Origin of the sequence: Mucilaginibacter kameinonensis (assembly GCF_003675385.1) — a bacterium.
Classification (GTDB): Bacteria; Bacteroidota; Bacteroidia; order Sphingobacteriales; family Sphingobacteriaceae; genus Mucilaginibacter; species Mucilaginibacter kameinonensis.
Map to the genome: position 1 here is coordinate 21375 of NZ_RCWZ01000007.1, position 21240 is coordinate 42614.

Genomic DNA, 21240 nt, shown 5'->3' on the forward strand with positions numbered 1-21240 from the left:
GTTTTTTAAAGTTTTTCAGAAATTTCACCCCCGATAAAAACCGCTAATAAACAGATAGTTACATTGGGTTTTAGCTATAAATACTGATAGATTAAAAAGTGGGAGAAAAAACCAATTATCGCGAAAGCACACTACAGACAAACCACTACTACGCAACAGATAGCATGGCTTTAATATTTTGTATATTAAGCCGTTGAATATAACAAACCGCATGTACACCTATCAATACAAAGAACTGGCCTTAGCCTTATATGAAGCACTCATTCCCGACCCATTTTATGTAGAATTGTTACGGGGTGGTTATGGCGACGAAGACGACAAGCAGGAAATATTAATGCGATACATGGATTACTCCATGACAGAAGGTGAAAAGTACGGCAGGTTGACCATCGCTGGCGATATCCCTTACGGCGCGGCCATTTGGAGCAGACCGTTAGACCAGGCCACAGAAAATAAAAAAAACCTGTTAAAGAAAGAGTTTATAAAAACCTGCATGGGCGAACCGGCGCTTAAAGCCTATTCAACCATAGTATCCTTCATGACCGAACAACTTGACCCTACGTTGCAAAACGCATGGTATTTATCAATAGCCGGGATCAAGCCCGATCACCAAGGGAAAGGTTTGGGAACAAGCCTATTAGCAACAACACTTAACGAAACAGATAAAAACAGCATACCAACCTGTCTTGAAACGTTTACCCCACGCAATATCCGGTTTTATGAACGGATTGGGTATCAAATAACAAAAGAGGTAGCTGAGCCGCTTACCGGCTGCCCTTACTGGATCATGGTTAGGGAGCCGTTAGGCTGATTACGTAACTATAACTTCACAGGGAGTTAACAAAATTAGGGGCACTTTTACCGCCGTTTCATTCCGGTTGCTAAATGCTTTTAATTCCCCGGAAACTCTACATATCTACCATGAAAAAGCAATTATCCTTAGCATTACTCGCCCTGTTTATCACAACAGGACAAATGATGGCGCAGACTGCCAAACACGTTATCTTCGTAACCATCGACGGGTTTCGCCCGGATTTTTATCTGGACAGCGAATGGCAAACACCTAACCTTCACGCGCTGATGAAAGAGGGCGCTTACACCAAAGGCGTAAACAGCGTATTCCCTTCCATGACCTATCCTTCGCATACCACCATTGTTACCGGTGTGCAACCCGCTAACCATGGCATATATTACAACAACATATTTACTCCCGATGGTGCACCACAACAGCCTTACTGGCAGGATAGCTCTATCCACGCACCTACCATTTGGAAAGCGGCCAAAGACAAAGGCATGACGGTTGCTTCGCTTTACTGGCCTGTATCTGCCAATGCCCCTGTCGATTACAATATTCCCGACATAGGTAGCCTGGGCGACGCGGTGCGTGAGCAATATTCTTTACCGCAGGGCTTTTATGCAGAAGTGAAAAAAGAAGTGTTTGGCGGTGTCGACAAAATAGATGCAGGAAAAAATCAGAACATTGCCAAAATTGCCGCGTACGTGATCAAAAAAAGCAAGCCTGAACTGATGACCATTCACGTATTTTCTGTTGATGGAGCCGAGCATGCCGAAGGACGTTCCGGGGCACGGGTACAGGAAGCCGTTGCCGACGCGGATGCTGCGGTGGGCATTATCATTGATGCTTTGAAATCTGTCGGTATATGGGAAAGCACCGTATTGCTTATTGGCGGCGACCACGGATTTTATGATGTAAAGAAAACGATCTCGCCCAATGTGTGGCTAAAAGAAGCCGGATTAATCACCGACCTGAAAACTGGCGATTGGAAAGCGCAATTTAATGCAGTTGGTGGATCTGCCTACCTGTACCTGAAAGATCCTGCTGATAAAGCTACAGCTAATAAAGTAAAAACAATACTGGAAGCCCAGCCCGACAGCGTGAAGCAATATTACCGCATCATCAGCAGAGAACAGTTAAACAAAGGCGGCTATAACCCAAATGTAGCTTTCGCAATTACCGGCGAGCATGACGCAGCATTTAGTTCAACTATTACAGGCAATGCTGTAAAGCCTGGTAAGGGCGGTACACATGGCCATTTTCCTGATACAAAAAATATCCGCACCGGACTGATAGCTTACGGACCAGGCATCCGTAAAGGTGCAGTGATAGAAGAAATGAACCTGCGCGATATGACGCCGATTTTGGTTAAACTCATGGGTATTCCATTTCCAAAAGTGGATGGAAAGATTCCGGCTGGGTTGTTGAAGTAAGTGGCTTAAAAATATCTGTGCATTAAAGAGAAATGTCATTTCGATAGAGCACGGGTAGAATGAGCATTGGGGCGAAAGAGAAATCTTATACATCATGCCTGCAAAGTATGCAGGGCGTATAAGATTTCTCCTTACCCCTTGCGCACAATTGCTACCGCGGGGTTCGTTCGAAATGACATCGCGTTTTAGTGATTAGCCACCCTGCATAGTTTGGGATTGCTTCGTACCTCGCAATGACGTGACTTTATTATATGCTTACGTTTTCTTGCTTAAGCAACCTCAACAGGCAATACCTTCGACCTGCCGCGAACCTGTTTTTTCTTTTTCTTGCTCGTACGGTTAAGCCACATCATTACACCGGTTACTGGGAAAATGAGTGAAACCAGGGTGATCAAAAAGGCTAAAACCTGGGTAGGCCAGCCATAAATAGAACCTGTATGAATGGGTTTGATAACCCCTCTGATACGCTGGCCAAGGCTTTTATCAGCATATAAAGCTGAGCCTGCTATTTTGCCGCTGTATTGATCAATATAATAAGTATCCGTAGCAAGTTCAACTGAACCTTTTTTGAGCACATTAAAAGTATAAACCGCTGCTGTATCCTTCGGGTAACGGATAGTGAAATTTTCAGCATCAGTTATTTTACTACCTAATGCGCCAATAGCGGTTTCTGGAGAGATGGCGGTAACCCCTGACTGATAAGCCGAAAGCGGGGCTTTGATATCTTCCTTGGCAACAACTTTTGAATTGGTAAGGAAAAACAAAGTGCTGTTTGCCCATTTAAAGGTCATGACCAACCCGGATGCCGAAATAATGATCAAGAATATAGAAGTATAGAAACCGGTAACAATATGTAGATCGTGCGTTAACCGCTTGCCACTGCCGCCCCATTTTATTTTAAGACGTTGCTTCATAATGACCTTGGTTTTAGGCCACCAGAGTATTACACCGGTTATCAAAATCACCAGGAAAAACAAGGTTGAGAGACTGATCACCCAATCGCCCAGGCTATTTTTACCGCCCAGTAAATAGCGGTGAAACATCTCTACCGAATACAGAAAAGTTTGCCTGCGGTTAAACTGATCAACTATTTGCCCGGTATACGGGTTTACAAAAGCGGTAAGGTTTGAACGTTCCGCATCCTTTGGCTTAGCATCCTTTTTGGTATGCGCGCCGGCATGTTTTTCGGCTTTGGGAGCACCAACTGCTTTCTTATCCTTCTTTTCGGGTACAATGAGGGCAACCTCTACAGTACGCTCCGGGTCCTCATAAACAGTGACAGTTGCCAGTTTTGATTTAGGGATCTGCTTTAAAACGCCTGCGGTCAGCGCAGATATCGGCAGCCTTTTATCCTCGGGTTTTACAAAATATCGCTGCGGATTAAGTGCCTGCTGAATTTCCTTTTCAAAAACCAGCATGGTACCGGTTAAGCACGAGCAAAAAATGATTACTCCTGCCGCAAGGCTTAAGTAGAGGTGGATGGTGCGGAAAAATACTTTCATCAGTTTATAAGCATAAAAACCGGGCATGTTCCCATGCCCGGTTAAATTCAATTAATTAAAATCGATAACTCAATGTAGTTAAGAACTGCCTTGGCGGTATAGGGTTAATACTATAGTTTTCGTGCACGTTGTAATTAAGCACGTTGCCAATATTAGAGATCTTACCAATGACAGAGATCTTTTTATAAGTATAACCTACCGAAGCATCAACCGTGGTAAAGCCCGGTACATTAACTAACCTTGATATAGTTTGGGTTTGACCTACTGTATTTGCATTACCCGCAACACGATCTCCCAGGTAATAAACCGATGCACCTACTTTAAAGCCTTTTAAATCGCCGTTATAAAAAGTATAAAATACGCTGGTGTTGGCGGTATGCTTTGGAGTATTCAACAATGGCTGCCCTGCAATGTTGCTGCCAATCGCGGTTCCGGTTTTAGTGTACTTGGCATTGGTATAACTATAACCGGCCAATACGTCCAGGCCTTTTACCGGGTGACCGGCGATATCAAGTTCCACACCATCGCTCCTTGTTTCACCACTTAGTACTTTAATATTGGTGTTGATGTTAGGTGTAACCCCATCAGCAGCAAATGGTGCTGTTTGGGCCAGGTTATTATTTTTAATTCGGTATGCCGTTACGTTTACCGACAGGTTACCATTCAGGAAATCATTTTTAACACCAATTTCATACTGGTCGATCATTGAAGGGTCAAGAGGATTGTTATTGATATCGGTGCCAGTATTAGTTACAAAAGAATTAGAGTAGCTTGCAAACAGGGCAGTATTAGCTATTGGCTTGTAAACGATGCCTACACGCGGTGAAAATGCTTTATCTTCTTTACCTTTTGCCTCAGCGGTTGATGAACCATAGTTTACAACTGATGACGGCGACGCGTATTGGTACGACCAACGCACACCAGCTAACACTTTTACTTTTTCCGATATACTTACCAGATCGTTAAAATATGTCCCAAAACGGTTGGTTGGCGTTAAAACACTATAAAGAGCATTCATTGTAGGCATATCGGTACGCAGGGTATATTTATTTAAATCAAAAATGTTGATCTTGTCATATACGACCGATTGAAAAGTATTATTTTGGTCAAGATAGCTTGAAACCCCTTTTACAGTTGCAACATACGTATATGCCGTATTTCTGTACCAATCTGCATCAACACCGGCCAAAATATTATGCTTAATGATGCCGGTATTAAACTGCCCGGTAATGTTAAACTGGCCTGTGTAATAATCTTCAAGTGTTTTAGCCTTGTTCAGCGTACGGCCCCAATCGCCATTGGCATCTGGCAATACACGCTCAGTTGTTTGGTATGAGCGGTTAAAGTGTTGGTATGAAAAACCGCCGCTTAACTTCCAAAGGCTATTGAGCTGATGGTTAATAGTTGCTGTTGCAGTAGTTTGTTTGGTATTACCGGTTGACCATGAAGCACCCAAATACCTATTACGCGGAACTTTGGCAATAACGTTGTTGATTTGTCCGGTTCCGAAATCGGGGGTAAAATCATAGTTAATGTAATCACCTTCAATAATCAAGGTTGTTTTATCGCTTATTTTATACAGGAATGAAGGGTTGATATACTCCCTTTCTGATTTTACGTTGTCGCGGTAGCTTTTAGCATTTTCATAGGTACCATTTACACGGTACGCTAATTTGGAAGATATAGGGCCATAAACATCAAACGACGGGCGGTAAAGATCATAGCTGCCATAAGTCATAGACACCCGGCCGCCCTGCTCAAATAAAGGTTTTTTGGTTACCATATTCAGGATACCGCCGGGAGCCACGTTTCCGTATAGTAATGCTGCACTGCCTTTCAATACTTCTACACGCTCCAGTGAGCTGATCTCGGGCACAACGCCAGAGTTAACCCTGAAACCGTTTTTAAACATGTTGTTACTTCCAAAGTTATAACCTCTGGCACCAAATGTTTCCTGGGTATTACCGCGGCTGCTATATAAATACACGCCATTCACATTTTTTATAACATCACTTAAACGTAATGACTGTTGCTGATCAAGTACATCGCGGCCTATTACTGTAACGCTTTGTGGTAGGTCCATTGGCGATACGTTCATTTTGCCAATGTTTAAGTTTTTACGGTTGATAGTTTTGGTTGACGAAACTACAACTTCATCTAACTGGGCCGAACTTTCATTAAGTTTAAAAGATACCACAGTAGTTTTATTTGCGGTAACAGTTACGGTTTGTTCTTCGGTTTTGGTGCCTACATATGAAGTAACCAGGGTATAAGTGCCCGGTTTAACGTTATGGAAGGCAAAGGATCCGTTGTCTGTAGTGGTAGTACTTTTGTTTAATCCTTTAATGGCAACATTTACAAATGAAGCCGGTTTATCATCGCTGGTTTTAACAACACCGGTTATTTTGCCGTTATTGCCTTCGTCTTCAGCTTTCAGGACTGATACATTTAAAAACAGGAATAAAATTAAAAGAGGGATTGCGCGCAGGGAGTAGTAAAGGTTACTTAACATTCTATTTAGATTAAGTCTAATTAAGCGCAAAAATATAAAAAGACTTCCTCTCTGCAAGTTTTATTTATAATTAGTTTAAATAACAGTAAATGCAAAAAGGCTGCGCAATGATTATTACGCAGCCGTTAATTAAATGAGGAAACTATTAGTCAAAAACTATTTTATCCGGGCCGGATATTTTGGAGATATGACAATTACAGCCACCCGAAATTTTAAACGTGGCGGTCTTGGTGATATTGGTTACTACGTCAGTTGCAGTAAGTTCTACATCATCGCCTTCAGTCGAAAATTCACTTTTATTATTATCAGTAGCAATAGTAAATAAGTTAGGACCGATAGATGGTATCACAGCACCACCGTTACCTTTGGCAATTATAGCCTCGTGAGTTCGTAAATTTATCACAGTTACATTTTTCCCTGGTGTAGGCAGGCCATCTTTGGTAACAAAGTGCACGGTTATTGAAGCAAATTCCTGCGTGCAGGCCTGGCTTGGGCAGCCAGCTTGCTGGTTATGTTTTTTACAACTCAATAAGGCTGAAGCTATCAGAAAAAAGACAAAGTATTTACGCATGGTTATAGGTTTAACTATTAACCTTTACGGCGCCGTGGTATAAAACGTAACAGCCCCATGTAAATACATGAGGCTGTTACGCTTACATTGCAGTATTTTATTCAATAACCCTAACCTTTAAATAGCTCGGGGTTGTTTTTGAAGTATAAACCTTATGAGTGGCTTTTTTAAAGTCGGTATCTTTTGCTTTCATGATATCCTGAAACTGCTGTGTGTTCCTGTCGATAAGCGGGAACCAGGTGCTTTGTACCTGCACCATGATTTTGTGGCCTTTTTTGAAAGTGTGCAGCACATCCTGCAGCTCAAAGTTCACCGGCGTTACTTTACCGGGCACAAAAGGCTCAGGTTTATCAAAACCATTACGGAATTTACCGCGCATAGCTTCGCTGCGTACCATTTGCTGATAACCACTCAGGTAAACATCTTTACCTGCCCATTTGGTATTTTTTGTCGAATCAGGATAAACGTCAATCACCTTAACTACCCAGTCGGCATCGGTACCCGTGGTTGATACTTTAAGATTAGCCCAGATATTACCTGCAATAGTTACATCCCTATCTAACAAACCGGTTTCATAAGTAAGCACATCCGGACGCTGTGATGCAAACCGCTGATCGGCGGTCATGTATTCGCGCTTCATATCCATATCAATGCTGTTGATGAAGGGCACTGGTTTATTAGGATCAGATACAAACTCATCATGGCTATCAGCTACAGCGGTTGGTGCGGTAAATGATAATTTGCCACCCGGCAGCAGGTACAGGCTTTTCTCGGTAGCTTCTTTTGGTGGCCAGGTATTATATGTTTTCCACTCGTTAACACCGGTTTCAAAAGTTGATACCGGCTTCAGGTCGAAATCTGCAGTACCTTTTAAATAGTGACTGAAGAAATTGAACTCAATTTTTTCACGGTAAAACGGACCGGTAGAGCCACCAAAGCCAACATCGCCCAGATGATCACCCTCGCCCCGGGCCCAGCCTCCGTGTACCCAAGGCCCCATGGCAAAGTAAACCGGGGTTTTAGGATTTTCCTTTACCAATGTTTTATAGGTATTGATAGCGCCGTATAAATCTTCGGCATCATACCAGCCACCGGTTACCAATACCGCTGTTTTGATATCATGGAGATGATATAACACGTTACGATCTTTCCAGTGCTGATCATAATTAGGGTGATCAAGCATTTCGTTCCACAGACGGATGGTATCCTTATAATACTTAACATTTGAGTTTCTCATCGAACCCATCTTCATAAAAAAGTCATAGCCATCCTCGGTACCGGCATCAAAGCCTTTGCCGCGACGCTGGGTTGGTTTATCATCCTGTCTGTTGGTAAAGCCGGGATAAAAACCAAAGTTGGCAACCAGCATAAACGCGCCGTTGTGAAAAGCGTCATCACGATACAAATCGGCAATTGGAGCCTGCGGCGACGCTGCAACTAAAGCCGGGTGACGGCTTAATAAAGCAGTTGTAGTATAAAAGCCCGGATATGAAATGCCCCATACCCCTACTTTGCCATTGTTGTTCGGGATGTTTTTCAGCAGCCAATCAATGGTATCATAAGTATCGGTTCCTTCATCAACATCTTTATTGGTTTTGTGATCTTCCTTTTCGGGAGTCATTTCTTCGTAGATACCTTCACTCATCCAGCGGCCACGTACATCCTGGTAAACAAAGATGTAACCATCATGCGCAAATAGAGGCGATGGGCCAAGGCTACCTTTATACAGTTCTGAGCCATAAGGCGCAACGCTGTACGGGGTCCTGTCCATCATGAAGGGATATTTTTTTGATTGATCTTTTGGCACATATACCGAGGTAAATAGTTTTTTACCGTCCCTCATCGGGATCTGGTATTCGTATTTCTGGTAATTGGCTTTGATATAATCGGCATCGGGCCCTTTGGGTTGAGCGTAAATACCTAATGCGGAAAGCAAAAGGCAAAAAGCGAGCAGTAAAGTTTTCTTCATAAATTTTTTGTCAGTCAATCAAATGTAGCCGAATAAAATAAAAAGGACAACAGGCGATACCCTAATTTAATAAAAGCCGCTTTTTTGTTACAGAATAAAGGTTTTTGTTAAAGTTAAAAGTAAGTGTAAAAAATACTTTTATTAACTATGGTGGAATTTTTATAAAATAATAATTAAAACCTGTAGGCAATTTCCCCCGTTTAATGGTCTATACACTTGAACCGATATAACACCAACGCGGGGACCTAAAACGCGGCGGTAACCTAAATATTTTAAACAGCTTTTTTTAAGAGATAGTAAATCCCTATGGCTGTGCTATGGGCTGATGTTACGCGAACCAAAATGCTAAAACAATTTATCTTTTATAAACAATTTAACAAACACAACAATTATGAGAACAAATTTTAATCTGCCCCTTGCAAAAACACTGACCGCCTTACTCGGTGTTGTAATGCTTGTCACGTCCGCCTGTAAAAAGGAAAAAGCCGCGCTACCAACCGACGCAGCCGGTGGCTCTTCAAAACTAAGCACCAATGCCATTGGCGTAGCCGGGCCAAAAGGTGTTTGCTACGTGGAAGTGAACAACAACGACATTCGTAATGTGGGCAACTACACCCTGTCAACCGGGCAGCAACTTTTTGATATCGCTATCATATTCGCGGCTAATATCAATTATGACACAGGTACTCAAAAGGCAGTTTTGTACTTTAATCCACAGGTAACCAATGTACTTAACAACAAAGCCACTTACATTCAAAGCTTACAGGCTAAAGGTATTAAAGTACTATTGTCTATTTTGGGTAACCACCAGGGGGCAGGTATTTCCAATTTTCCAACTCAGGCCGCCGCAAATGATTTCGCTCAGCAACTAAGCAACGCGGTTACTACCTACGGTCTTGATGGTATCGACTTTGACGATGAATATGCCGATTATGGCACCAATGGTACCGGGCAGCCAAATGCAAGCTCATTTGTTTATTTGGTTACCGCGCTTCGCAACCTGATGCCTACCAAAATCATTTCTTTTTATTACTATGGACCCGCAGCTTCACGTTTAAGCTATAATGGTGTAACTGTTGGTTCGCAGGTAAACTATAGCTGGAACGCTATTTATGGCACCTACTCAGTGCCAAACGTTCCGGGATTAACTGCCGCCAACCTTGGCCCTGCCGCTATTGACATTCAAAGCACCAGCTCATCAACTGCCGCATCACTGGCTACACAAACAGTTAATAACAATTATGGTATTTACCTGTATTACAACCTTCCCAATGCCGACTCGCACACTTACCTGACAAGCGTATCAAACGCGCTGTACGGTAAGCCTACAGTTTATACAGGAACAAGTACTACAGGAGTAACTTTTTACCAGGATATCAATTACGGGGGCACAGTTACAAGCGCCATACCTAAAGGTACCTATACCCTTGCCCAACTGCAGGCTTATGGCTTTGTGGATAACTGGGCTTCATCGATGAAAATTCCTACAGGATGGACGGTAACCATGTATTCTAACGATAATTCGACTGGTACTTCATGGACACGGACCGCAAATACACCTAATTTCACCACACTATCGCCTAACGCGAATGATGTGGTAACCTCTGTTAAAATTCAATAACTGGAGGCAGAACAAAAGCCAGTGCTGTAGTCTTAGACTACAGGCATAGTCATCCGAAGTCTGAGACTTCGAATAGCCGTTCATATAATAAAAGGGCGTTTTCTATCCGAAAACGCCCTTTTATTATATGCTTTTCATTAAAAAATAATTGCCTAAAGCATCGTGGCCTTCTTCCACAACCTGCCAACGCAAAACCCGGTAAAATTGCAACGCTGCCTCGTTTTTAACAAGGCATTTTAAACTGAGCGGCGAAGGATAAGTTTGACCTGCCAAATCCAGCAGGGCCTTGCCAATACCTCTTCCCCTATAAGCAGCATCAACGTATAAATGATGAATAAACGCATCGGGCGACCAAACTGCCATAAAGCCTGCTATTTCATTATCACATTCGGCTATCCATATATCTTCGTCCTTGGTATGGGCATCAAAATCGTTTAATGTAAATAAGGCACTATCCGCCCAGTGAAAAACCTGGATCCGGCAAAGCAAGTAGATTTCTCTAAGCTTATCACGATCTGCTTCATTAAATGGCCGGATATGTAAATTATTTGATTTCAATACCAGCGAAAATACTATTTATAATTATCGAAGATCGAAACGCTTCGCTTCTTTAATAAACCTACAACATATCAAATTATCAAAAAAACTATATGTTGTTTTTCCGCAATTCATCTGCCGCGTAGTTTGCGGCCCGTGCTGTGAGGGCCATGAAAGTGAGCGAAGGGTTTTGAGTCCCGGTAGATGTCATACAGGCGCCATCGGTTACAAACACATTTGGGCATGTGTGCAGTTGGTTCCATTTGTTTAACAATGATGTTTGCGGATCGGTTCCCATCCTTATCCCCCCTATCTCGTGAATATCCAGCCCAGGGGCCTGTTTATTATCATTAGGAGCTATATTTTTACAACCGGCCTTGTCAAGCATCTCAGCTCCCTGCTGCAAAAAATCGTTCAATAATTTTACATCGTTATCGTCATAATCTACCGAAACGGATAATAATGATATCCCCCACTCATCCTTCTGGTCTTTACTCAGGCTCACCCTATTCGTAGCTTTGGGAATGGTTTCTCCCTGCATCATCATGTACACGTTCCAGCCTCCGGGTTCGGCGATATTTTCTTTATAGTTTGCTCCAATCTGATCGCCGTCAACAGCATGTCCCCAACTACTTCTTGTGGCGGTATAAAACGTCATATATCCCCTTAAAAAGTCGGTTTCCTGTTTATAAACGTTTCTGAAATTTGGCATCATAACCGCCGCCGGTCTTCTGCCATAATAATAGGTATCCAGATACCCGTCGATAGTTGCAGTCAGCGATCCTCGGTAATTATGAAATGCGATATACCTGCCCAGCAAATCATTATCATTTCCCAATCCGTTAGGAAACCTGGATGATTTTGAATTCAATAAAATAAGATTGGAATTTAGGGTGGCAGCATTTACAAAAATGATGCGGGCATAATATTCGGTTGCTACTTTGGTATGTGCATCTATCACCCTGACGCCAGTTGCCTTTCCCTTTTGTTCATCATATATAATGGAATGCACAACAGAATCAGGCCGGAGTGTAAGATTACCTGTTTTTTCCGCCCAGGGTAAGGTTGAAGAATTAGAGCTAAAATATCCACCAAACGGACAACCACGCTCACACAAACTCCGGGCCTGGCATTGGCCCCGGCCTTGTTGTAAATGAATGTGCTGCGGTTTAGTTAAATGGGCGCATCTGCCGATGATAACATGCCGGTCTTTATATGCGTCCATGATCCTCTTTTGAATATGTTTTTCAACCACATTCATTTCCCATGGTGGTAAAAACTCTCCGTCGGGCAGTGTTTCCAGGCCGTCTTTGTTGCCGGCAATACCAGCAAATAATTCTACATGGCTATACCATGGCGCAATATCCTGGTAACTAATAGGCCAGGCAGTAGCAAATCCGTCCCTTGCCGGGCCTTCAAAATCAAACTTGCTCCAGCGTTGGGTTTGCCTGGCCCACAGCAATGATTTCCCGCCTACCTGGTACCCTCTGATCCAGTCGAACGGTTTTTCCTGAACATATGGGTGCTCTTTATCTTTAACAAAGAAATGGGTTGTTGCTTCGCTAAAGGCGTAACACCTTCCGGCTATCGGGTTTTCATTTTTTATAGCCTCAGGTAAATGCCCGCGGTGAGGGAAATCCCAGGGATTTTTAGTAGCGGTTGGATAGTCTTTTAAATGCGTAACATTCCGGCCACGTTCCAGCACCAGCGTTTTTAGCCCTTTTTCGCACAGTTCCTTAGCAGCCCATCCCCCGCTAATTCCCGATCCGATAACGATAGCATCAAAAGTATGCTGAGCCGTGCCTACGGAGTTAATGTTTACCATACTTTATAATTGGCTTAAGACAATATTGAAAAACTCAATTTGAAGTTAAGATAATTATAAAGAATAAGTTGATCGCCGGTAGTGTTTAAACAAAAAAAGCTCCGGTGACCGGAGCTTTTTTATTCGTTTTAGTATGTATTAGTCGTTTATTGCTTTTACACCAGGTAATTCTTTACCTTCCATGTACTCCAGCAAAGCACCACCACCGGTTGATACGTAGCTTACCTCGTCGGTCATACCAAATTTGGCAACCGCAGCGGCAGAGTCGCCACCACCAATCAGTGAGAAAGCACCGTTTTCAGTAGCTTTAGCTACCGCTTCGGCAATGGCTTTAGTACCACCTAAAAATTTCTCCATTTCAAAAACACCCATTGGGCCGTTCCATAAAATGGTTTTTGATTCTTCAACTACTTTGCTGAATAAAGCAACAGTTTCAGGACCGATATCAAGACCCATCCAGTTATCTTTTATCTCGCCGGTTTTAGCAATATCTGTGTTGGCATCATTTGAGAAAGCATCGGCGATGATGTTATCTAAAGGCAATAGCAGGTTTACACCTTTGTCTTTAGCTTTTTGCCTTAAGCTCAATGCAAGATCAAGTTTATCCATCTCAACCAATGAAGTACCAATGTTACCACCATCAGCTTTAGCAAAGGTATAAGCCATACCACCACCAATGATCAGGTTATCAACTTTATCAAGCAAACGCTCAATCAGTTCAATTTTATCAGACACTTTTGAGCCACCCATAATAGCTGTAAACGGCTTAGGCGCATTGTTCAGGATCTTCTCGGCATTGTTCAACTCCGCGGCCATCAGGTAACCGAAGTATTTAGCTTCAGGGAAAAACTGGGCAATGATAGCAGTTGAAGCATGCGCACGGTGAGCTGTACCGAATGCATCATTCACGTATACATCACCTAATTTTGATAATTTTTCGGCAAAGGCAACATCACCTTTTTCTTCTTCTTTGTAAAAACGAAGGTTCTCTAATAACAAAACTTCGCCATTACCAAGTGCTTTTGATTTTTCAACAGCCTGCTCGCCGATGCAATCATCAGCAAACTGAACCTGCTGACCAAGCAGATCTGATAAATGGGATACGATATGCTTTAAAGAATATTTATCAGTAGGACCATCTTTCGGTCTGCCAAGGTGCGACATCAGGATAACTTTACCACCATCTTTTAATATTTTTTTAATGGTCGGCAAAGCAGCCGTCATACGGTTATCGTCGGTAATATTGAAATTCTCGTCAAGAGGCACGTTAAAATCAACCCTGATGAGGGCTTTTTTGCCGGCAAAACTAATTTGATCTATTGTTTTCATATCTATTAAAGGGTCATTTGTTATGAACGGGCGCAAATTGAGCATTTTAATTCAAAATACTTAACTAAAATGGAAAAAAGCTGTTTCATTCCGCCGAAATTTCATCTTATTTTAACATACATTACATGATGAGGCCCTATGCCCGGAACCTCAAATTCGGGCGAAACAATCTCAAAGCCAAGGCCACTATAAAAGCGTATCGCGTTTTTACGGGCGTTGCACCAAAGGTAATCTGCCTTTTGCCCCCGCAGGTATACCAGGGCAAAGTTAACCAGCTGGTTACCGAAACCTTTCCCCCTGTACTTTTCTATTGTTGCCATACCACGCAGCTGGTAGCCCACGCCATTAAATTCACCATAGCTTTGGGGGTGAAAAGAAGCCACACAGGCCAGCTCGTCATCAACAAAATAACCAAGGTGAAAATTGCCTTCAGTATTATCTGAAGGAAAACGGCATTCATCAAGGGTAAGTCTGCCCTCACGCAGCACTTCGTTGCGTACATGAAGCAACTCATCAACTTTAATAAACCTGACCATAGCCGCAAAATTGGCAAAATTCCCCGAATGGGGAATTTTTATCCCATAAAAATAATAACTGCAGGTTAATGTTTCGCTGCCTCGCCCACTAACCCCAACCTTCAATTAAAAGGATTTGCTTATTACTTACTATTAAACAAATCAGGAGTAAGGCATAGTTGTTGCCTCTGAAAGAAGAAAATTAGCAACACAACAAAAATGAAAAAATATATTACCTACATTTTCCTTATCACCGTTTTCGCCAGCTGTAAAAAAACTGATATCGTACCCGAAGTAGCAAAAGGTGCTACTGGTGTAACTACGGGTACCAATACAGGCACAAACACCGGTTCAAATTCAGGTACCGACGGAGGCTCAAATACGGATACAAGCATTCCGGCAGCCGGTACAGTAAAGCTTGATATAACCGACCAGATAGTAACTACCAAGGTAAGCGACAATACGCTTTATCTAAATTATACCGAAACCGTTAATTTGATTCTAAACGCTGATGATTATCAGAAGTCATCAGCAGTACATTTCAAGGAAGATTTTTCAAAATCAGGACTGGCCAATTTTGACTTTACTACTGTTAACAAAGATAACCAGGTAGCTACTAACTATCTTGATGATAACCTTAACAATGTGGTTATAAAATCGGCTTCAACCTCAACTGTTAATGGTAAACAGCTTACCAAACTGGTATTAGAAAGGGCAATAAAATTTTCAAAAGCCTATAAACAGCAAGACCTTGCTATTGAAGCACAAAATGATATCCTAAAACAAACTACTGATGTGATTAGCTTTTCTTCATACTATTATATGAACGGCAAAAACACAGATCCAACATCTGCAACCGCTAAAGTTGTTTACAATAAATAATTGCAGGCAGCCGGCTTAGGCCGGCTGCTTTTTCAATTCGGCTATCTGAACTACCAGATCGGCCAATCGGCTGCTGTAGCCCATTTCATTATCATACCAGCCAACAACTTTTACAAGCCCTCCTACTATAGAGGTTAGTTGCGCATCAAAAACGCAGCTATGCGGGTTATCCAGTATATCTGTTGACACAATCGGATCTTCAGTATATTCCAGTACGTTTTTCATTGGCCCATCAGCCGCCTGTTTAAAAGCCTCGTTAATTTCGTTTATGGTAGGTTGCTTTTTAAGGCTGCAGGTGAAATCTGTTAACGAACCATTAAGCACCGGTACACGAATGCCGGCACCACCCAGCCGTCCATCCAAATGAGGGAATATAGCTGTTATGGCTTTGGCAGCGCCTGTGGTTGTAGGTATGATAGAGGCAGATGCGGCACGTGCCCGTCTGAGGTCTTTATGTGGCGCGTCATGCAGGTTCTGATCGCCGGTCATGGAATGCACAGTCGTAATATAACCATCAATAATACCCCAGTTTTCGTCAAGGATTTTCACCATCGCGGCAACGTTGTTGGTTGTGCATGAAGCGTTTGACAATATCGGCGACTGAAGGTCAACCTGGCCGTCATTCACTGCAAGTACAACAGTAGGTACATTTTTATCGGTTGATGGGGCAGATATAATAACCTGCCGCGCTCCGGCAGTTAAATGAGCTTCAGCGCCTTTTCTGGAAGTAAATTTACCGGTAGATTCGATAACCAGATCGATATCCAGTGCTTTCCAGGGTAGGTTAAGCGGGTCACGCTCGGCAAGTACCTGTATGTGGTTACCGTTAATGATAAGGCCGTTATCATCAGCGCTAACCTCGCCTTTAAATCCGCGGTGAACAGAATCATACTTAAATAAATGGGCAAGAGTTTGCGTGTCGGTAAGGTCATTTATAGCAACCACCTGTATTTCGGGATGCGATAGAATGTTCCTTAAAAATATGCGGCCAATGCGGCCAAACCCGTTTATAGCTATCTTCATTGCAAAGTATTATAGTGCAACAAAGTTAATGAAGATGGATGGTTAATTTCCAGGTTTGTATGATTACTACCTGCAGCTTACAATTGAGCATCAATCGCCAAAATTGCGGAACATCAGGAACCCGCGTCTTTTTAAACGGATAAAATAGGTAATTGCCCAGTTAAAGGATAGCGATAATAAAAATATCAATACGATAAGCAAGGAGTTATTTAAACCATTGAAAATTAACACCATTACTATCGAAACAAGGTTCAGGCACGCTAAAACCATAGTGGTTTGCAAATGTGTTAAACCAATTTTTAATATGCGGTGATGGATATGGTTCCTGTCGGCATCAAACGGCGATTTTCCGTTTAAGATACGGATAGTAAAAACCCTTAGCGTATCAAAAACAGGGCCTATAAGTATGGCAACAATTAAGGCCGGAGCGGTATATATAAAAGGTAATTTAACGGTTGAGATCTTACTTAACTCAATAAATTTAATAGCCATTACTGCCGTTACCAGGCCGATAAGCAGGGCTCCGGTATCACCCATAAATATTTTAGCGGGTGTAATATTAAAACGTAAAAAACCAAGTACCGCCCCCACCATAGCAAGTGAAATTGCCGCCAGCTCGTACTGTTGCATATAAATAAACAGCGCAGCAAAAGTACTGTTGGCAATAATGCCGGTTGTTGCAGCCAGTCCGTCAATACCATCAATAAGGTTAAATGAATTGATGACAAGCATAATAACCAATATAGACAGTATTACACTCGGAATATATGGCAGGGCAAAAATATCAAACACACCATACATGCTGCTGATCCGGATATCTCCGGGAATAACCAATATAGCGGCAACTACAAACTGGATCAAGAACTTTGTACTGGAATTAACTCCCGACAAGTCATCCTTTAATCCCATGGCAAACAAAATGATACAAGCTGTTAGCAGGTAACTAACCGGCAGCGCTTTATCAATGATGCTGAACAGTAAAGCGGTAATGGTAAAACTCACAAAAATAGCCACACCACCCAAACGCGGAATACCCTGATCATGCTGTTTCCTGAAATGGCCAACATCATCATACAAATGGCGGGCACGCGCAACATGTAAAATTGAGGGTATACATAGTAGTGTTACCAGTGTTGAAAATACGACTATGAGCACATTATAAACAAAATGATAAGAGCGTAGAAATTCAAGCATATGCTATAAATGTGTTTTAGTGACCGGTCTATTCATTTAGGGGTTTACAACGCATTTATACGGAGATGGCCGTAAAAGGTTAACTAATGATTAAAATAATTGAGATTTTTCCAGTAACAACTTTAATACTGTAGCTAAATGGTAAAGCACACCGTCCGGGCAATGCTTTCAAATCAAACCTCAACGCAGTTTACTAAATTCCTATTATCTAATCCGCCACCTGCATTCCTTTATGAATTTGTTAACAAAGCATATTGCCATCATACCACTTTTAATATTATTCCCTGCAAAATTATAGCGCTTAGCCTGTATATTTGGACTAAATGTACGATAAGCTTACCGGCGCAGATGCTAAAAACTGACCTTTCAATCTATAATAACTATCCTTATAATCCCGGCGGCAATGCTTTAAAACGTATTTTATGGTATTATTTTAATGCTGTATTTTTTAAAACCAGCATTATACCTTCAAGCGCATTTAAGGTATTTTGCCTGAAACTGTTTGGAGCACGGATAGGTAAGCACGTTACTATTAAACCTTGCGTAAATATTAAATATCCATGGAACCTCCGTATAGGCGATGAAACCTGGGTTGGCGAAAACGTATGGATAGATAGCCTGGTGCTGATTGATATCGGGGCAAATGTATGCTTGTCGCAGGGGGCGATATTGTTGACCGGCAGCCACAATTACAAAAGAAAATCCTTTGACTTGATAACCAAAGGCATAATTTTGGAGGATGGTGTGTGGATCTGTGCCGGGGCCATGGTAAACCCGGGCATAACAGCGGCATCGCACGCGGTACTTACCAGTGGCTCCATCGCCACAAACAATCTTGACGCGTACGGTATTTACCAGGGTAATCCCGCGATAAAGATCCGGACACGCGAAATCAGTTAACTATACATCATCTGCTTAAAATAACTATATGCTGAAACAAAAACTACAAGCCCACCAAATCATTCTATTGGTTGTCAGCGGGATTGTTTTCATTATGGGCGTCATGCTGATCATCGCCCCGGCAGCCATCTACCCTGACCCAAGCAAAGGCTTCCAGGTAATGCGCTCGATGGAACTGGGCTCGGCTTTTAATATCAGTGTAAAACCCAACCAAAACGATATCAGCAAAAACACATCTGAATTTTTAGCATGGTGGTCACCGGGGCAATACCTGGTACCTTATTTTTTTAAGCTGATTTTTGGTGTTAATACCGGGCGTGCTTCCTCTATAGTAACCCTGTTATTTTCGTTATCGGGAATTTTTGGCTTTTACTACTTCTTTAAAAAGGCCGGCTTTACGCCTATGATATCGGCCTTAAGCGTGCTGTTCATATTTATCCAGGTATCGTTTTTTACGCCTTATGTATTTTATAACGGAGGTGAGGTATTGCTTTTAGGGTATACAGGCTGGTTTTTATACGGATGCGTAGCCTTTGAAAAAATCAGTTTGAAAATGGCGGTATTCCTGTTTACTGCCGGCATCATTGGCTTTATTTGTAAATCATCATTTTTATGGATGCTGGCCGCCGCCTGTTGCTTTTTATGGATCAGGTTTTCCATAGGAACAAAAGACCTTGCTACCTGGATAAAAAACGGCATCTGGATAGGTATCCCCGCGATACTTTCATTACTTACCATCAATCATTTTTACCTTTCTAAGGGCGGCAACCCATCAACAGTACACGGGAGCGTCAAGCTGGCCTGGGAAACTTTTGGCTTTCCGCTGGCATCGCCAATATTAACAGCCTTTTCTATAGATGATTTAACCAACGGATTGCTGTTCCATGACGATACGCCTATGTTCTCCTACGTTTGGGGTGTAATAATTGTCTTGGTTTGCGCTTTATTGAGCATTTTATTGATCAGGTTTGTTGTGAAAAAAGTACCGTACAAACACTACGCACTGCTATTAACAGTGTTTTATGTGGTAGCGGTGCTGTTTTTTGGGCAATCATTCCTGAGGCAGGCCAATATCTCATACGAGGCAAGGCACTTAAGATTAATAGGACTTATTGCCGCTCCGGGCATCATTTACCTGGTAAGCGAACTGCAAAGAGGCTTCAAATACCTGTTTTATTTTGTGTGCTTTGTAATAGCCTATTCAAGCTATAAATATTTTGTACCGAGCTATTTCCAAAATAAAAATATCAGCGCGAGAGGGTATTCAGGAATAGCGCAGCTTTTTATTGACCAGCCATCGTTAAATTACATCCGCAATCTGGATAAACAAAACACCAATGCCATTTTTGTATTTAACAGCCCTGACCTTAGCCTGGAGATTGAACATAACCGTACCATAACGGTTGAAGATATCGGCCCCGAAGTAGCAATTGATTATGATGATTATGTATACAAAGGCCACGCCGGCCCGTTATACATTGTGTTGCCATCCAATTATCTCGGCCCAAAATCAACCATTATGCGCAAATGCTTTCCGGGATATAAGGGCTTTAAAATGACGATGCTGAGTAACGATTATATTTTGTGGGAAGCTAAATAACGCTGGCATTGATCTCTTTCCAAAGGAGGTCTTTTAGCTGATCGATATTTTTCTGGGCCACAGATGATATAAATACAAAGGGTATGCCATCAGGGATCTCCTTTTTCATTTCGGCCTGCAGTTCATCATCAAGCATATCGGTTTTGGTTACAGCCAGCACACGGGGCTTGTGCATTAGTTCGGGGTTGTATTCTTCCAATTCGCGCAGTAATATGTCATACTCTTCTTTGATGCTACGTGATGTATCGGCAGGTACCATAAACAACAATACCGAGTTACGTTCGATATGTCTTAAAAACCGAAGTCCTAAACCTTTTCCCTGCGATGCACCTTCAATAATGCCCGGGATATCGGCCATTACAAAGGAACGGCCTCCGCGGTATGATACGATACCCAAATTAGGCACCAGCGTAGTAAAAGCATAATCGGCAATTTCGGGCTTAGCAGCAGAAACTACCGAAAGCAGGGTTGATTTACCCGCATTCGGGAAACCTACCAAACCAACATCGGCCAATACTTTAAGCTCAAGGATATTCCAGTCTTCACGGCCATCTTCGCCGGGTTGGGCAAAACGGGGTGTTTGTAGTGTTGATGTTTTAAAATGCCAGTTACCTAAACCGCCACGGCCACCCGGAGTAAGAATTTTTGTTTCGCCGTCTTGCGTTATCTCAAAAAGCACTTCGCCGGTTTCGGCATTTTTCACGGTTGTACCAAGGGGCACTTCCAATATCTCGTCGCGACCGGTTTTGCCCGAACGTAATGAGCTACCTCCCGAATCGCCATCACCTGCAATTACGTGTTTACGATATTTGAGGTGCAACATAGTCCATAGCTGGGCGTTACCTTTAACAATAACGTGCCCGCCCCTGCCGCCGTCACCGCCATCAGGACCACCTTTTGAAGTTAATATATCACGGTGCAAATGGGCAGAACCGGCACCTCCGTGGCCCGAGCGGCAACAGATTTTTACATAATCAACAAAATTTGAACCCTGAGACATAATTTTTGATTTAGACGGAAAGTCCGAAAGT

At 42.4% G+C, this 21240-nt stretch carries 17 protein-coding genes; 6 read left to right on the top strand and 11 right to left on the bottom strand.

The genetic code is table 11. The features are described 5' to 3' along the window. Window positions 1–211: 211 nt before the first annotated feature. Window positions 212–811 (top strand): GNAT family N-acetyltransferase, encoded by a 600-nt coding sequence (locus EAH55_RS28540; RefSeq protein ID WP_121812688.1) that lies wholly within the window; start codon window positions 212–214, stop codon window positions 809–811. 110 nt (window positions 812–921) lie between these two features. After that, window positions 922–2229, top strand: a complete 1308-nt coding sequence (locus tag EAH55_RS28545) for an alkaline phosphatase family protein (protein ID WP_121812689.1) — start codon at window positions 922–924, stop codon at window positions 2227–2229. A 269-nt stretch (window positions 2230–2498) separates the two neighbouring features. Here EAH55_RS28545 and EAH55_RS28550 read toward each other — a convergent pair whose 3' ends face one another. The 4 genes from EAH55_RS28550 to EAH55_RS28565 form a co-directional block, all read right to left on the bottom strand. Continuing rightward, entirely contained in the window at window positions 2499–3731 is a 1233-nt protein-coding gene (locus tag EAH55_RS28550; protein WP_162997084.1) for a PepSY-associated TM helix domain-containing protein, read from the bottom strand. Window positions 3732–3786: 55 nt separating this feature from the next. Then, window positions 3787–6243, bottom strand: a complete 2457-nt coding sequence (locus tag EAH55_RS28555) for a TonB-dependent receptor (protein ID WP_121812691.1) — start codon at window positions 6241–6243, stop codon at window positions 3787–3789. A 145-nt stretch (window positions 6244–6388) separates the two neighbouring features. Further along, entirely contained in the window at window positions 6389–6814 is a 426-nt protein-coding gene (locus EAH55_RS28560; RefSeq protein WP_121812692.1) for a hypothetical protein, read from the bottom strand. A gap of 97 nt (window positions 6815–6911) precedes the next feature. Next, window positions 6912–8783 carry a CocE/NonD family hydrolase gene (locus EAH55_RS28565; protein ID WP_121812693.1) on the bottom strand — a complete coding sequence of 624 codons (1872 nt, stop codon included), beginning with the start codon at window positions 8781–8783 and terminating at the stop codon, window positions 6912–6914. Between the two features lie 391 nt (window positions 8784–9174). Here EAH55_RS28565 and EAH55_RS28570 point away from each other — a divergent pair, with 391 nt between their 5' ends. Then, entirely contained in the window at window positions 9175–10404 is a 1230-nt protein-coding gene (locus tag EAH55_RS28570; RefSeq protein WP_208644974.1) for an endo-beta-N-acetylglucosaminidase H, read from the top strand. A gap of 123 nt (window positions 10405–10527) precedes the next feature. Here EAH55_RS28570 and EAH55_RS28575 read toward each other — a convergent pair whose 3' ends face one another. From EAH55_RS28575 to EAH55_RS28590, 4 genes are all read right to left on the bottom strand, one after another. After that, window positions 10528–10962, bottom strand: coding sequence for a GNAT family N-acetyltransferase (locus EAH55_RS28575; RefSeq protein ID WP_162997085.1), 435 nt, complete (start codon window positions 10960–10962; stop codon window positions 10528–10530). Window positions 10963–11050: 88 nt separating this feature from the next. Next, entirely contained in the window at window positions 11051–12766 is a 1716-nt protein-coding gene (locus EAH55_RS28580; RefSeq protein ID WP_121812695.1) for a GMC oxidoreductase, read from the bottom strand. 138 nt (window positions 12767–12904) lie between these two features. After that, window positions 12905–14095: a phosphoglycerate kinase gene (locus EAH55_RS28585; protein ID WP_121812696.1), complete on the bottom strand. Its 1191-nt coding sequence runs from the start codon at window positions 14093–14095 to the stop codon at window positions 12905–12907. Between the two features lie 101 nt (window positions 14096–14196). After that, window positions 14197–14631, bottom strand: coding sequence for a GNAT family N-acetyltransferase (locus EAH55_RS28590; protein ID WP_121812829.1), 435 nt, complete (start codon window positions 14629–14631; stop codon window positions 14197–14199). A 198-nt stretch (window positions 14632–14829) separates the two neighbouring features. On the opposite strand from EAH55_RS28590, the gene EAH55_RS28595 reads away from it, so the two are divergent. Beyond that, window positions 14830–15492, top strand: coding sequence for a hypothetical protein (locus tag EAH55_RS28595; protein ID WP_121812697.1), 663 nt, complete (start codon window positions 14830–14832; stop codon window positions 15490–15492). 15 nt (window positions 15493–15507) lie between these two features. Here the strand turns inward: EAH55_RS28595 and gap are convergent, their stop codons facing one another. Then, window positions 15508–16515: a type I glyceraldehyde-3-phosphate dehydrogenase gene (gap, locus tag EAH55_RS28600; RefSeq protein ID WP_121812698.1), complete on the bottom strand. Its 1008-nt coding sequence runs from the start codon at window positions 16513–16515 to the stop codon at window positions 15508–15510. 90 nt (window positions 16516–16605) lie between these two features. Continuing rightward, window positions 16606–17709 carry an MraY family glycosyltransferase gene (locus EAH55_RS28605; RefSeq protein WP_112575034.1) on the bottom strand — a complete coding sequence of 368 codons (1104 nt, stop codon included), beginning with the start codon at window positions 17707–17709 and terminating at the stop codon, window positions 16606–16608. Window positions 17710–17847: 138 nt separating this feature from the next. On the opposite strand from EAH55_RS28605, the gene EAH55_RS28610 reads away from it, so the two are divergent. Continuing rightward, window positions 17848–18609, top strand: a complete 762-nt coding sequence (locus tag EAH55_RS28610) for a WcaF family extracellular polysaccharide biosynthesis acetyltransferase (RefSeq protein ID WP_244228401.1) — start codon at window positions 17848–17850, stop codon at window positions 18607–18609. Window positions 18610–18637: 28 nt separating this feature from the next. Next, a complete protein-coding gene (locus EAH55_RS28615; RefSeq protein WP_121812699.1) occupies window positions 18638–20209 on the top strand; it encodes a hypothetical protein in 1572 nt (523 codons plus the stop codon). Here EAH55_RS28615 and obgE read toward each other — a convergent pair. Then, window positions 20202–21209 (bottom strand): GTPase ObgE, encoded by a 1008-nt coding sequence (gene obgE, locus EAH55_RS28620; RefSeq protein ID WP_121812700.1) that lies wholly within the window; start codon window positions 21207–21209, stop codon window positions 20202–20204. The genes EAH55_RS28615 and obgE overlap by 8 nt on opposite strands. Window positions 21210–21240: the final 31 nt, after the last annotated feature.